Here is a 12,396-nt window from a genome sequence, read left to right as displayed (position 1 = left end):
AAAGTAGTGGGGTCCGCTGTGACGGGCCCCACTGCTTTCCTGCGCCCGCGGCCGGCCTGCGTTACCAAACCCCCAAAGGAAACATTCAATGATGTCTGTGGACAATGCTGTCTCGGACGTGGCCTCGGCCACGAAAAAGTTCTTCAAGCGGGTGCTGCCCATCATGCTGGTCATGCTGGTCTGCAACCAGCTGAACCGCTCAAACATCGGCTACGCCCAGGACCACCTCCAGGCTGACGTGGGGATCGGGGCAGCTGCCTACGGCTTCGGCGCCGGACTGTTCTTCATCGCCTACGCCATCTTCGAGCTCCCCAGCAACGTCATGATGGAAAAGTACGGTGCCAAGGTGTGGCTCACCAGGATCATGATCAGCTGGGGCACTGTTTCCTTCCTGATGGCCTTCGTGCAGAACGAAGCCATGTTCTACGTCCTGCGCTTCCTGCTGGGCGCCGCCGAGGCCGGTTTCTTCCCCGCCGTCATCTTCTACTTCGCCCGCTGGGTCCCGGCCGGGCAGCGCGGCAAGGCCACGGCCATCTTCATCGCCGGGTCCTCCATCGCCGCGGCGATTTCGGGCCCCATCGCGGGGATGCTCCTCAGCCTCCACGGCGCCCTGGGCCTGCGCGGCTGGCAGTGGCTGTTCGGCTTTGAAGGCGCACTGTCCGTTGTGGTGGGCTGCGCAGTGTTCTTTGTCCTGGATGCCACAATCAGGGACGCCAAGTGGCTGTCCCCGGCCGAGAAGGACGCACTGTCAGCGGCAATCGCCGACGAGGACGCCCGGCACGCCAAGGCCGGCGCCGGCACGGCGAACCGCTGGAAGATGCTCCTGAACCCGCAGATCCTGCTGCTGTGCGGCATCTACTTCTCGGTGCAGCTGTCCATCTATGCCAACACCTTCTGGCTGCCCAGCATCATCAAGCAGATCCCCGGCACCACGGACCTCACCGTCGGATTCCTGTCCTCCATCCCGTGGGTCTGCGCCGTGTTCGCCATGTACTTTGCCGCCAAGCTGCAGGACAAGGCAAAGTCCAAGCGCCCACTGCTGGTGGTTGCGCTCCTGGTGGCCGCCGTCGGCACCTTCGCGGCCGCCGTCGCATCGCCGGTCATGGCCCTGGTGTTCCTGGCCATCGCGGCCATGGGCTTCAAGAGCGCTTCTCCGCTGTTCTGGACCATTCCGCAGTCCGGGCTGCACCCGCTGGTCCTGGCCCCGGCGATCGCCATCATCAACTCGCTGGGCAACCTGGGCGGCTTCGTTGCACCTTTCGGCTTCGGCATCATCAAGGAACAGACGGGCAGCGTCATCCCCGGCCTGTTCGCCCTGGCCGCCGCATCCACCATCGCTGCCGGCCTGGTCTACTTCCTGAAGGAACGCCGGACCGACGGCGGCGAGGTTGCCCAGGAGGAGCGTGTCCTGGAGGCTCCGGTTCCCAGCCGGGCCTGACGCGCGGCTCTCCACGCCCGCCCGCTACATCCAGATCGCCGGAACGGTGCCGGGTACCTGAAACGTCTCTGTGTCAGGTTCCGGCGATTCGGGCGTTTTGGCTACGAGCCCGTGATGACCAGGGCGACGCTGTGCCCGCCGAAGCCGAAGGCGTTCACCAGGCCGGCCGGGGAATAACCCGGCCGGAGGGTGTGGACGTCTTCGGTGACGACGTTAAGGTCCACTTCCGGGTCCAGTTCTTCGACGTTGAGGGTCCCCGGCAGCTGGCCGGTGCGCAGCGCCTCGAGGACCACGACGGCGGCCAGCGCACCTGCGCCGCCCAGCAGGTGGCCGGTGTGCCCCTTGGTGGAGGTCACCGGCACGTCCGCGCCAAAGATCGCGTTGATGGCCTGGCCTTCCAGCCGGTCCCCCACGGGGGTGGACGTGGCGTGGGCATGCACGAAGCCGATGTCCGCGGGCTGCATACCGGCCGACTCCAGGGCCTTCTGCATCACACGCCGCTGCATGGCCGGGTCCGCCGCCACAATGTCGTTGGCGTCGGAAGTGACTGCTCCGCCGGCCACCGCACCCAGCACCGCCGCGCCGCGGGCACGCGCGTGCTCCTCGCTCTCCAGCACCACCACGCCGGCGCCCTCGGCCAGCACGAAACCGTCCCGGCCGCCGTCGAACGGGCGGGAGGCGCGCTGCGGCTCATCGGAGCGGGTGGACAAGGCGCGGATCTGGGAGAAACCGGTAATCACGAGGTCGTTGACGGAGGCGTCCACGCCGCCGGCAATCACGACGTCGGCCGCGCCGGAGCGGATCATCTCCGCCGCCTGCACAATCGCCTCGGCCCCGGAGGCGCAGGCGCTGACCGGCGTGCGGGCGCCGCCGCGGGCGCCAAGGTCGATGGACACCCAGGCCGCCGGGCCGTTCACCATGAGCCGGGTCAGGGTGTGGGGCGACACCTTGCGGGGCCCCGACTCCGCCAGCGTGCGGTCCTGTTCAAGGGTGGAGCCGAGGCCGCCGTAGGCGGAGCCGATCACCACGGCAAACCGTTCGGGGTCCACCTCGGGCGTACCCGCCTGGGCCCACGCTTCGCGCGCGGCGATGAGCGCCAGCTGGCCGCAACGGTCCATCCGCTTGATTTCGCGGGTGCTGAGATGGCCGGAAAGGTCGGCAGGGGCCTGGCCGGCGATCTTCACCGGAAGCTGCTCCGCCCAGTCGGCGTCCAGGGCGGCAATGCCCGATTTTCCGGCCACAAGGGCGGCCCAGGTGTCGGCAACCGACGAGCCGAGCGGGTTGACGGTACCGGCGCCGGTCACCACGGCGCGGACAGGTGATGGGTTCGGGGTCATGGTGCCTTACTTCGCGGGGTTGTGCGTGCCGATGGGCACCAGGGTGAGGTCAGAGTGGTTCTTTTCGATCCGCCGCAGCGCCCAGACGTCGTTGAACAGGGCGAGGTATTCGCCGTCGGACCGCAGCAGCACCTCGGCGCCGGGCACGTTGGCAAGCGCGGGCATGGCCTCCGCCGTCGAAATCCTCGCCAACGAGTAGGGCAGGCGTTCCAGGCGCATGGGGGCACTGAAGTCGTGCGCCATGCGGTCCTCCACCACCTCGAACTGCATGGGGCCGACGGCGGCAAGCACCGGCGCCTGGTCCCCGCGGACGTCGGAACGGAGCACCTGGATGACGCCCTCGTGCTCCAACTGCTCGATGCCGCGGCGGAACTGCTTGAACTTGGAGGGGTCCTTGGACCGCGCCACCTGGAAGTGTTCCGGTGCGAACAGCGGGATGGCGGGGTACTCCACCGGCTCCTCGAGGAACAGGCTGTCGCCGACGCGCAGGGACGAGGCGTTAACCAGTCCCACCACGTCGCCCGGGTACGCCTCGTCAATAACTTCGCGTTCCCGGCCGAACACCTGCTGCGCGTACTTCGTGGCAAAGGACTTGCCGGTGCGGGTCTGGGTAACCACCATGCCGCGCTCGAACACGCCGGAGCAGACACGGATGAAGGCGACGTGGTCACGGTGGGCCTTGTTCATGCCGGCCTGCACCTTGAACACGAAACCGGAGAACGGCGATTCGACGGGCCGCGGGCTGCCGTCCACGTCCGGCCGCGGTGCCGCCGGCGGGGCGAAGTCCACCAGCGCGTCCAGCAGCTCCTTGACGCCGAAGTTGAGCGCGGCGGAGCTGAACAGGATGGGGGTTGCCTTGCCGGCGTGGAAGGCGTCGACGTCGAATTCCAGGTTCGATTCGATCACCAGGCCGGCCTCGTCCACGGCGTCGGACCAGTTGCTGCCCTGGCTTTCCGCGGCTTCCTCCGGGGTGAAGTATTCGGTGATGGCGATCTGCGCGCCGGCATTGTTGCGCTGGAAGCGGGCGAAGCGGTCGTTGCGGAGGTCCCAGACGCCGCGGAAGTCGCCGGAGATGCCGACGGCCCAGGTCAGGGGCATGGGCTGCAGGCCGGTGCGTTCGGTGATCTCGTCCATCAGGGCCAGCGCATCCAGGCCGGGCCTGTCCCACTTGTTGATGACGGTGATGATGGGCAGGTTGCGCTGCTTGCAGACCTCGAACAGCTTCATGGTCTGGGTTTCCAGGCCCTTGGCGGCGTCCACCAGCATCACGGCGCAGTCGACGGCGGCGAGCACCCGGTAGGTGTCTTCGGAGAAGTCGGCGTGGCCGGGGGTGTCCAGCAGGTTGATGACCGTATCCCGGTAGGAGAACTGCAGGGCTGCGGAACTGATGGAGATGCCGCGGTCCTTTTCCATCTGCATCCAGTCGGAGACCGTTTCCTTGCGGTTCGCCTTGCCGCTGGAGGCGCCGGCGGTGCCGATGACCTTGGCGTGCAGCGCGAGCGCTTCCGTGAGAGTGGACTTGCCGGCGTCGGGGTGCGAGATGACAGCAAAGGTCCTGCGGCGGCCCGCCTCTTTGTGAATCGCGGAGATCCGGGCGGGGGTCAGGACATCTTGGGACACGGTGCTACTTTCGCTGCGGTTGGGATTGCCCAGGCGCTGGCGGCGCCTTTCAAAGCACTGCACTCCAGGCGCTGCGCTTCACGGAACGGCGGGCCGCGGGGCCGGTGGACGGGCCGGCGGACAGCCAAGGTACAAGTTTATCGCAGTGCCGCAAACCGGTTCCGTGCCCGCTTAACGCCCGTGAAACCATTCGTTCAAAACCGGGAAACGGCGGGCGGTTAGCGTGGCCCCATGACGACGCAGGGCAAGCTGTTTTTCGATCCCCTTACCACCGGCCCGGACTCCGCACGGGACCAGGACCGCAATGCAGGCCGGGGCGCGGCCGACGGCCGCGGCAGGCAGACGGTAGCGGAGCTGAAGGCGCTGCGGGCTGCATCGCTGACCGCCGTCAGCAAGGATCTGCAGCGCATGCTCCGGGAGCGCGCACGCTAGCCAAGTGCCTGACGAAGCTGCGGTAGCGGCATGATGTGTCCATGCGCAGCATCGAACTGGTTTTGGACGCCTCCTCCGATTCCCTCATCAGGGCCGACTGGACAAGGCTCGCCGCTGCGGGCGTTCCCAGCCAGGCGGGCCATACGTCACCCAGCAACAGCCCGCACATCACCCTTGCCGCCGGCCCGGACCTGACGGTGCAGTACCTGACGGTGCAGGACCCGACGGTGCCGGACAACGCCGATGACCTTTGGCAGGGGCTGCCGCTGGCCCTCGAGTTCTCCGGTATCCAGGTTTTCACTTCCGGGGCGGGCAAGTATGTCCTTGCCCGCTCGGTTGTGGTCACGGCTGCGCTCCTTGACCTGCACCGGGCCCTCCACGAACGGGTGGCCGGTGCGCTCCCGTTGACCATGCCTGATGCCTGGACACCGCATGTCACCCTCGCCCGCCGGGTTCCCGGGCATCTCCTGGGGACGGCACTGGACCTGCTTGAGTTGCGCGGGGAGGGCCAGTGCACGGCCGCCCGGCACTGGGACAGCACCACCAGGACCATCACCTCCCTGGGACCCTTCGGCCAGGAACTTCCCCGGGTCCCGGGCTAGCCAGAGAGCAAAGTGGCCGGTTCCGGGCTGCAGCACGGACCGGTTTGGCGGTACTTCCGGGAACCCCCTAATGGGGCACTTTGGGGCTTGCCCGTGCGGAAGTTGGAGTTCTTGCCCCTATCATTGAGCTTGCGGGAAAATGAGCACTTTTCATCCTGCCGGCGACGTGCGGAAAGCCGGCATCCTGCGGGCGGCGGTCCGCACCTTTGAAGGGAATACCTATGGCGCGGAGCCCCGAAGAATCACTCAGGGCGACTCTGGGCAGAGTGGCACCTGGGACTCCCCTTCGTGACGGACTGGAGCGCATCCTCCGCGGCCGGACCGGGGCGCTGATCGTCCTGGGGTCGGACCGCACGGTGGACTCCATCTGCTCCGGCGGCTTCGACATCGGCATCGAGTTCTCCCCCACCCGGCTGCGTGAGCTCGCCAAGATGGACGGTGCCATCATCTGCGACCGGGACGCCGGGAACATCCTCCGCGCGGCCGTCCAGCTGGTGCCCGATTCCAGCATCGAGACCCAGGAGTCCGGTACCCGGCACCGCACCGCCGAGCGTGTTGCCATCCAGACCGGTGTTCCGGTCATCTCCGTCAGCCAGTCCATGCAGATCATCGCGCTGTACGTGAACGGCCTGCGGCATGTGCTCGAGGGCTCGGAGAAGGTCCTGGCCCGCGCCAACCAGGCCCTGGCAACCCTCGAGCGCTACCGGTCCCGCCTTGACCAGGTGACCAGTTCGCTGTCCGCACTGGAGATCGAGGCGATGGTGACCGTCCGGGACGTGGCGGTTACCCTGCAGCGGCAGGAAATGGTCCGCCGGATCTCCGAGGAAATCTCGCAGTACGTCCTGGAACTCGGCGAAGACGGCCGGCTCCTGTCCCTCCAGCTCGATGAACTGACAGTGGGCCGTGGACCGGGCAGCGACGTCATCATCCGCGACTACGCCAGCCCGGACGCCTCGCCGGAGGACATCGAAAAGGCCGTCAGCGCGCTGGTCAATCTCGGCCCCACCGAGCTGATCGACCTGGGAAAGATTTCGGGCATAGTGGGGTTCGCCGGCGGCGAGGCAAACCTCGACGCCGTGGTCCAGCCCCGCGGCTACCGGCTGCTGTCCGGCCTGAAGGCGGTCCCCAAGGCTGTTGCCGACCGCCTGGTGGACCACTTCGGCGGTCTGCAGTTCCTGATGGCCGCCACCATTGACGACCTCATGACCGTAGACGGCATCGGCGACCAGCGCGCACGCACGGTCCGTGAGGGCCTGAGCCGGATGGCTGAAGCCAGCCTGCTGGACCGGTTCCTTTAAAGGCACCCCCGGCACGTCTAAAGGCACACCGGGCACGTCAGTTCAGCTGGAAGACGGCCTTCGGGCTTGCCTTCGACCCCAGCTTGGCCGTGAAGATGTAGTACGCCCCGCCGGCGCCCGGTTTGGCGTCCACCACCTGGCACCCCTCAACGCTCCGGTTCCGTGGCCAAGGGAAGTTCGCGGTTTCGCTGGCGCCCGGAGCGATCACCTTCACCAGGTCCTCGCTGGCTGCCTGGCAATCCCTGGAAGAGAAGACCCGGTCCGGGCCGCTGGTCACCAGGAACTCCATTTGCGAGGTGCCGATATTCACCTGGCAGGGCACCTCTCCCCCGTTCGTCACCTTGAGGGTCAGCAGCGGGTTTTCCTCGGGCCCGTAGGCAGCCTTGTCCGTGGACGCGGAGACCGTCACGAGGTTCTGGTTGCAGCTTGGCGTTGCAGAGGCGGTGGGCGTGGGGGCGGCTGAGGCTGACGCAGATTCTGTTGTCCGGGCGGAGGGAACGGCGGAAGCGGAGCTGCTTGCCGGATCAGTGGACGAGGCCTGCTCCGAGCCCCCGGTGAAGGCTCCGGCCAGGGCAAACCCGCCCACCACCATGGCCAGGACCATCAGCAGCGCACCGCCAACCACCAGCCGCCGCCGGCGGTACACGGCTGGGCTGGGCTTCCGGACGCTGCTGGAGCCGGAGGCCGATGCCTTGCCGCGTGCTGATGGAGTGCCCTGCTTGCCCATCCTTCTAGGCTAGGGAACCGCCCGGGTTCTGCCTTGCCACCACGCCGCCGGGCAGCCATCGGTCTGGTCACATCCGGTTTCCGGCCTTCGAAACGCATCCATTACAGTGTTGGCATCGACACCAAGACTCCCGCTCCAGCACCCCCCGCCGCCGTGCCGGGCGCCGCGGACGGGCTCCAGCAGCTCCACGACAGCATCACCGGCTGGTTCGCCGAGACCGCCCGCGACCTTCCCTGGCGGGACCCGTCGTGCTCCCCCTGGGGAGTCCTGGTCAGTGAAATCATGCTGCAGCAGACTCCCGTGGTCCGGGTTCTGCCCGTCTGGCACGAGTGGCTTGAACGCTGGCCCACTCCCGCCGGCCTGGCGGGCGAACCGGCCGGTGAAGCCGTACGCGCGTGGGGCAGGCTCGGCTATCCCCGCCGCGCGCTGCGGCTGCACGCTGCTGCCGCAGCGATAGTCAGCGAGCATGCCGGCAAGGTCCCCGACACCTACCCGGAACTGCTCGCCCTCCCCGGCGTGGGAAGCTACACGGCGGCCGCCGTCGCGGCTTTCGCCTACGGCCGCCGCGAAACCGTGGTGGACACCAACATCCGCCGGGTCCAGGCCCGCCTGGTGACCGGGTCCGCCCTGCCTGCACCCGCACTGACCGCCGCCGAGATGCGCCTGGCGGCGTCGCTCCTGCCCGACGACGACGCCACCTCGGTCCGCTGGAACGCGGCAGTCATGGAACTGGGCGCCCTGGTCTGCACTGCCCGGGTGCCCAAGTGTCCCGCGTGCCCGGTGAAGGACTCCTGCGCCTGGCTCGCGGCCGGTGAGCCGCCGCCGTCGTACGTTCCCAAGGGCCAGGCCTGGCACGGTACCGACCGCCAGGTGCGGGGAGCCGTGGTGGCGGTGCTGCGCCTGGCCGAGGCCCCTGTGCCGGCCGAGATGTTCCATCATGCCCCGGCCGACCTGGGCTTCGCGCCGGGGGGTATCGGCGTGCCGCTGGCCGCGCTGCACCGGCTGAACCCGCCCCCGGAACAGCTGGAGCGGTCGCTGGCGGGGCTGCTGGCGGACGGGCTGGCAGAACTGCACGACGGCGGCTACCGCCTGCCTGCCTGACGCCCGCCGGCACGGTGCGGCCGGCAGCGGTGCATCCGAATCATGCCCGGGATGGCATACTTTCTGGTGACCGGAACCGGGGGATGCATGCGAATCATCTTGTACGTTGTGTGGGCGCTCTTCGTCGCCGCAGCTGCCTTTGCCATGGTTCACGCTGCGCGGAAGACCCGGCGGCAGGAGCAGCTGATGGCAGCCTGGCCCAAGGCCCAGGCAACTGTTACCGGCAGCGTTCCCGGCTGGACCAGCGGCGGGGGCGGCTCAAGCCGCAGCCGGCGGTTCTTCCCCACCTACCAGTTCAGCGATTCCGCCGGGACGCTGTACACCGGCAAATCGGAAATCTCCCGGGCGGCAGAGCCGGTACCCGGATCCCTGATCGAGGTGGCCTACAACCCGGACAATCCGAACGAATCACTGCAGGTCTCCCCGGTGCCCCGGACCACGCTCGGCTGCCTGGTCCCGTTCTTCGCCGTCTTTGCCCTTGCGCTGTTCTGGTTCATCAGCATCTTCCCGCTCGACTGACGGCGCCTTCGGTCTCCTTTCGGGTGTCAGCAGCGTCCGGGCCATAACAATGGCGGTACCACTTGCCGCCTTCAGGCCCACCCGGCCCCGGCACCGTCCTACGCTGAAGTATGCGCAGGCAGGGACTGCTTTTGGCTTTGATGACGACGGCGGGGCTCGCCTCCGGCTGCGGGCCGGGCGCAGTTGCCTGCCCGGCCATAGCCCAGGCCACGGTGGTCTCCGTTACGGTCGCAGCGGACTACGTCCCCCACGTCGGATCCCTCCATGTGAAGGCCTGCCAGGACGGCACCTGCAAGGAAGCCGACGTCGAACTCCAGGCCGGCAGCACCTCGATCGACCAGGGCTGCACCCCGGAAGGCGCCTGTTCCGCCACAGCCTCGCCGGACGGGACCAAGGTGGGCATGCTCATGCTGGACACGCTCACGGAGTCATTGATGACGGTGACGTCCTCCGGACATGCGGCTGACGGGTCACCGCTGCCCGTGCACACCCTGGACTTCCGGCCGAAGGCCAACTATCCGTTCGGGGCGCAGTGCGGAAAGTTCATTTCCGCCTCCGTGACCCTGGACGGGACGGGCCTTCACGAACGGAGCTGAGGGCAAAGCGGCCGGGGTGCTGTCAGAACAACGCCGGCTGGCTGAAGGGCTCGTCCGCCCTGCCCGGATCCGAAGATTCGACGCGCCATTCGAAACCCAGGTCCGCGAGCAGATCCTCCACAGACGTCTGCCCGTCAAGCACTTCAATTGCCGGGTGGCTGCCTTCGGGATCCTGCCGTTCCATGCCATCGAGCTTATTCGCAGGAGGCGGTGAAGCCTTTCGGAACACACCGCACGGCAGCGATTTGGCAGGCGCTACGGCTCGCCGAAGCCCGCCTGCACAAGCCCGCCCACGTAGTTCACGGCACGTTCGGCATCCACTCCCCGGGCTTCCACGTGCAGGACGGATCCCTTGCCTGCTGCCAGCGTCATGAGCGCCGTCATGGATGCGCCGTCCACTCCGTTGACCGTTACTTCGGCATCCAGGGCGGACAGTCCGCCGGCGATCTTTGCAGCAGGCCGGGCATGCATGCCTGCCTGGTTGATGAGCTCGAAGTCGCCGGTGAAGTCCGGGCCCTGCCCCGTGACGGACCCTTCCGAGACCTCCCGCTGGGGCGGCGGCCCGCTATTCCGGGAGGGTCCGCGGACAGCTTCCGCTGCACGCTTTACCGCCTGCACGTCCGCCCCGCCCTGCGCGGCCACGGACGCGGCCACCAGTCCCTCCACCAGCGGGGCGTCGGCCAGCAGCACGCCTGCCGGATCATCGGCGAACTCCAGGGCGGATTCCGCTGTCATCACCGCCGATCCCAGGTCCGTGAGAATCACCGTACCGTCACCGCCGGCCGCATGGTCCAGGGCAGCAAGGACTTTTTCCAGGCTGGTGCCGATCCTGCCGTCGGCGGTGCCTCCGGCTGTCAAAACCAGGACGTCGGGTGCCATCTGCGCGGCCAGCTCCGCGGCGCCGTCGGCGATCTTTTCACTATGGGACACCACCACAATGCTGACCGTCACGCAGCAGCCCCCACCGCAGCACGCAGGATCAGCGCGCTGGATGCCGCGCCGGGGTCCCGGTGGCCCGCGCTCCGCTCGCCCAGGTAACTGGCACGGCCCTTGCGCGCCACCAGCGGATCTGTGGCCACCGCCCCGGCCTCGGCCGCCTCGGCGGCGGCAACCAGCACGGTCAGGACCTCCGGGCCGCCGGTGTCCGCGGCGGCTTTCGCGGCGTCGGCGGCGGGCGCCCACGCATCCACCATGGTCTTGTCCCCCGGCTCAGCCTTCCCGCGGGCAACAATCCCGTCCCGTGCGGCACTGACCGCCGCGGCCCAGCCTGCGGGGTCGATTTCAGCGGCGTCGCCCATGGTTCCGGCGGCCCGCAGGAAAGCGGTGCCGTAGAGCGGGCCCGCGGCCCCGCCCACCTTGGACATCAGGGTCATCGCCGCGAGTTTCAGCGCCGCACCCGGAGTGGCCGGCGGGGCTTCCGCCAGCTTGTCCAGGACGGCCTGGAAGCCCCGGTCCATGTTTTCGCCATGATCGGAATCGCCGATGGCCCGGTCCAGTTCGATCAGCTCCACCCGGTGTTCGGCCATCGCCTGCGCGCAGAGGGTCAGCCATTTCACTGCCCAGTTGACGTCCAGCACCACGGCTAAGCACCCCACCGCAGGGCTGCGGTGTGGACTGGCGCATCCCACAGTTCCGTCAGTTCGTCGTCCAGCCGGAGGACGGAGATGGAGCAGCCCTGCATCTCCAGCGCCGTGATGTAGTTGCCCACCAGCGAGCGCTCCACCACGGCGCCCCTGTCCGCGAGGACCTGCGCCGCACGGCGGTAGACGATGTACAGCTCACTCAGCGGCGTGCCGCCCATTCCGTTGACGAAGAGCAGCACCCTGTCGCCCCTGCTGATGCCGAGGTCGGAGAGGACGGGTTCCAGCAGCCTGTCCGTGATGGCATCCGCGCTTTCCAGCGGAATGCGGTGCCGGCCGGGCTCGCCATGGATTCCGATGCCGATCTCCACCTCGTCCTCCGCCAGGTCGAAGCTGGGCGTACCGGCGTGCGGGACGGTGCAGGCCGAGAGGGCAACACCCATGCTGCGGACATTGGCGTTGACGCGCGAGGCAGTGGATGCCACCGTATCCAGGTCATCGCCCCGTTCGGCGGCAGCGCCGGCGATTTTCTCCACCAGCACGGTGCCGCCCACGCCGCGTCTTCCTGCGGTGTAGAGAGAGTCCTCCACGGCAACGTCGTCGTTGACCAGGACCGTGCGGATGCTGATGCCTTCCGCCTCCGCAAGTTCCGCCGCCGTCTCGAAGTTCAGGACGTCACCGGTGTAGTTCTTCACAATGTGCACGACGCCGGCGCCCGAGTCCACTGCGAGGGTGGCAGGCAGGATCTGGTCCGGGGTGGGCGAGGTGAACACTGCCCCGGGTACGGCGGCATCGAGCATCCCTTTTCCCACAAACCCGGCATGCAGGGGCTCGTGCCCGCTTCCGCCGCCGGACACGAGGGCCACTTTTCCGCTGACCGGAGCGTCCAGGCGCCTGATGAACGTGGGATCCGTGCTCACCGTGACAAGGTCTGCGTGGGCCAGGCCAAAGCCCTGGACGGATTCGTCAACCACAGACTTGGGGTCGTTGATGAGTTTCTTCACGGCGGCTCCCGGCTGTGCTGCTGAAGGATGTCTTTTCGACCCTACTACCGGGGCACGCCTGAACGATAGGTTTCCGCTGGTGGGAGGCGAGTGCGGCAAAGGGACAGCCCCCAATGACTGTCCCTTTCCCGGGTCCCCATAC

Annotated in this window: 14 protein-coding genes; 7 read left to right on the top strand and 7 right to left on the bottom strand. The window is 68.0% G+C overall.

From position 1 onward, the window contains the following. Positions 1-88: 88 nt before the first annotated feature. Entirely contained in the window at positions 89-1,438 is a 1,350-nt protein-coding gene (locus ACJJV6_RS09450) for an MFS transporter (protein ID WP_009357813.1), read from the top strand. Positions 1,439-1,539: 101 nt separating this feature from the next. On the opposite strand, the gene ACJJV6_RS09445 is transcribed toward ACJJV6_RS09450, so the two are convergent. Together ACJJV6_RS09445 and ACJJV6_RS09440 are read right to left on the bottom strand one after the other, a co-directional pair. Further along, positions 1,540-2,775, bottom strand: coding sequence for a beta-ketoacyl synthase (locus ACJJV6_RS09445; RefSeq protein ID WP_009357812.1), 1,236 nt, complete (start codon positions 2,773-2,775; stop codon positions 1,540-1,542). A gap of 6 nt (positions 2,776-2,781) precedes the next feature. Continuing rightward, positions 2,782-4,395 (bottom strand): peptide chain release factor 3, encoded by a 1,614-nt coding sequence (locus ACJJV6_RS09440; protein ID WP_009357811.1) that lies wholly within the window; start codon positions 4,393-4,395, stop codon positions 2,782-2,784. Positions 4,396-4,626: 231 nt separating this feature from the next. Here ACJJV6_RS09440 and ACJJV6_RS09435 point away from each other — a divergent pair, with 231 nt between their 5' ends. The 3 genes from ACJJV6_RS09435 (at position 4,627) to disA (ending at position 6,727) form a co-directional block, all read left to right on the top strand. Continuing rightward, entirely contained in the window at positions 4,627-4,827 is a 201-nt protein-coding gene (locus ACJJV6_RS09435) for a hypothetical protein (RefSeq protein ID WP_009357810.1), read from the top strand. Between the two features lie 41 nt (positions 4,828-4,868). Beyond that, the gene (locus tag ACJJV6_RS09430) at positions 4,869-5,429 is read left to right on the top strand and encodes a 2'-5' RNA ligase family protein (protein ID WP_009357809.1); all 561 of its coding nucleotides are present in this window, start codon (positions 4,869-4,871) and stop codon (positions 5,427-5,429) included. A 221-nt stretch (positions 5,430-5,650) separates the two neighbouring features. Then, the gene (gene disA / locus ACJJV6_RS09425; protein WP_009357808.1) at positions 5,651-6,727 is read left to right on the top strand and encodes a DNA integrity scanning diadenylate cyclase DisA; all 1,077 of its coding nucleotides are present in this window, start codon (positions 5,651-5,653) and stop codon (positions 6,725-6,727) included. Positions 6,728-6,764: 37 nt separating this feature from the next. Here disA and ACJJV6_RS09420 read toward each other — a convergent pair whose 3' ends face one another. Next, on the bottom strand, positions 6,765-7,454 hold the full coding sequence (locus ACJJV6_RS09420) for a hypothetical protein (protein WP_407710399.1): 690 nt from the start codon (positions 7,452-7,454) through the stop codon (positions 6,765-6,767). Positions 7,455-7,607: 153 nt separating this feature from the next. Between ACJJV6_RS09420 and ACJJV6_RS09415 the strand changes: the two genes are divergently transcribed. From ACJJV6_RS09415 to ACJJV6_RS09405, 3 genes are all read left to right on the top strand, one after another. Beyond that, positions 7,608-8,555, top strand: coding sequence for an A/G-specific adenine glycosylase (locus ACJJV6_RS09415; protein WP_407710486.1), 948 nt, complete (start codon positions 7,608-7,610; stop codon positions 8,553-8,555). A gap of 87 nt (positions 8,556-8,642) precedes the next feature. After that, positions 8,643-9,074 (top strand): DUF3592 domain-containing protein, encoded by a 432-nt coding sequence (locus ACJJV6_RS09410; protein ID WP_407710398.1) that lies wholly within the window; start codon positions 8,643-8,645, stop codon positions 9,072-9,074. Positions 9,075-9,184: 110 nt separating this feature from the next. Then, entirely contained in the window at positions 9,185-9,670 is a 486-nt protein-coding gene (locus ACJJV6_RS09405) for a hypothetical protein (RefSeq protein WP_407710397.1), read from the top strand. A gap of 22 nt (positions 9,671-9,692) precedes the next feature. Here ACJJV6_RS09405 and ACJJV6_RS09400 read toward each other — a convergent pair whose 3' ends face one another. From ACJJV6_RS09400 to dhaK, 4 genes are all read right to left on the bottom strand, one after another. Further along, complete coding sequence (locus ACJJV6_RS09400) at positions 9,693-9,854, bottom strand: hypothetical protein (protein WP_407710396.1); 162 nt, start codon at positions 9,852-9,854, stop codon at positions 9,693-9,695. A 71-nt stretch (positions 9,855-9,925) separates the two neighbouring features. Next, positions 9,926-10,621, bottom strand: a complete 696-nt coding sequence (gene dhaM / locus ACJJV6_RS09395; protein ID WP_407710395.1) for a dihydroxyacetone kinase phosphoryl donor subunit DhaM — start codon at positions 10,619-10,621, stop codon at positions 9,926-9,928. After that, positions 10,618-11,250 carry a dihydroxyacetone kinase subunit DhaL gene (gene dhaL, locus ACJJV6_RS09390; RefSeq protein ID WP_133349559.1) on the bottom strand — a complete coding sequence of 211 codons (633 nt, stop codon included), beginning with the start codon at positions 11,248-11,250 and terminating at the stop codon, positions 10,618-10,620. Before dhaL ends, dhaM begins: the two co-directional genes overlap by 4 nt. 2 nt (positions 11,251-11,252) lie before the next feature. Continuing rightward, the gene (dhaK, locus tag ACJJV6_RS09385) at positions 11,253-12,254 is read right to left on the bottom strand and encodes a dihydroxyacetone kinase subunit DhaK (RefSeq protein ID WP_009357800.1); all 1,002 of its coding nucleotides are present in this window, start codon (positions 12,252-12,254) and stop codon (positions 11,253-11,255) included. Positions 12,255-12,396 lie beyond the last annotated feature (142 nt).

The sequence above is a fragment of the Arthrobacter nitrophenolicus genome (genome assembly GCF_045833485.1).
Lineage (GTDB): Bacteria > Actinomycetota > Actinomycetes > Actinomycetales > Micrococcaceae > Arthrobacter > Arthrobacter nitrophenolicus.
The sequence above is the reverse complement of the archived record's forward strand: the minus strand, read 5'-3'. Positions and strand labels throughout refer to the sequence as shown.

What these genes read in the sequence shown, in the direction of transcription:
- ACJJV6_RS09450 (WP_009357813.1), top strand. Translation starts at nt 89, where the DNA reads ATGATGTCTGTGGACAATGCTGTCTCGGACGTGGCCTCGGCCACGAAA.
- ACJJV6_RS09430 (WP_009357809.1), top strand. Translation starts at nt 4,869, where the DNA reads ATGCGCAGCATCGAACTGGTTTTGGACGCCTCCTCCGATTCCCTCATC.
- ACJJV6_RS09400 (WP_407710396.1), bottom strand. Translation starts at nt 9,854, where the DNA reads ATGGAACGGCAGGATCCCGAAGGCAGCCACCCGGCAATTGAAGTGCTT.
- ACJJV6_RS09445 (WP_009357812.1), bottom strand. Translation starts at nt 2,775, where the DNA reads ATGACCCCGAACCCATCACCTGTCCGCGCCGTGGTGACCGGCGCCGGT.
- ACJJV6_RS09435 (WP_009357810.1), top strand. Translation starts at nt 4,627, where the DNA reads ATGACGACGCAGGGCAAGCTGTTTTTCGATCCCCTTACCACCGGCCCG.
- ACJJV6_RS09410 (WP_407710398.1), top strand. Translation starts at nt 8,643, where the DNA reads ATGCGAATCATCTTGTACGTTGTGTGGGCGCTCTTCGTCGCCGCAGCT.
- ACJJV6_RS09405 (WP_407710397.1), top strand. Translation starts at nt 9,185, where the DNA reads ATGCGCAGGCAGGGACTGCTTTTGGCTTTGATGACGACGGCGGGGCTC.
- ACJJV6_RS09420 (WP_407710399.1), bottom strand. Translation starts at nt 7,454, where the DNA reads ATGGGCAAGCAGGGCACTCCATCAGCACGCGGCAAGGCATCGGCCTCC.
- disA (WP_009357808.1), top strand. Translation starts at nt 5,651, where the DNA reads ATGGCGCGGAGCCCCGAAGAATCACTCAGGGCGACTCTGGGCAGAGTG.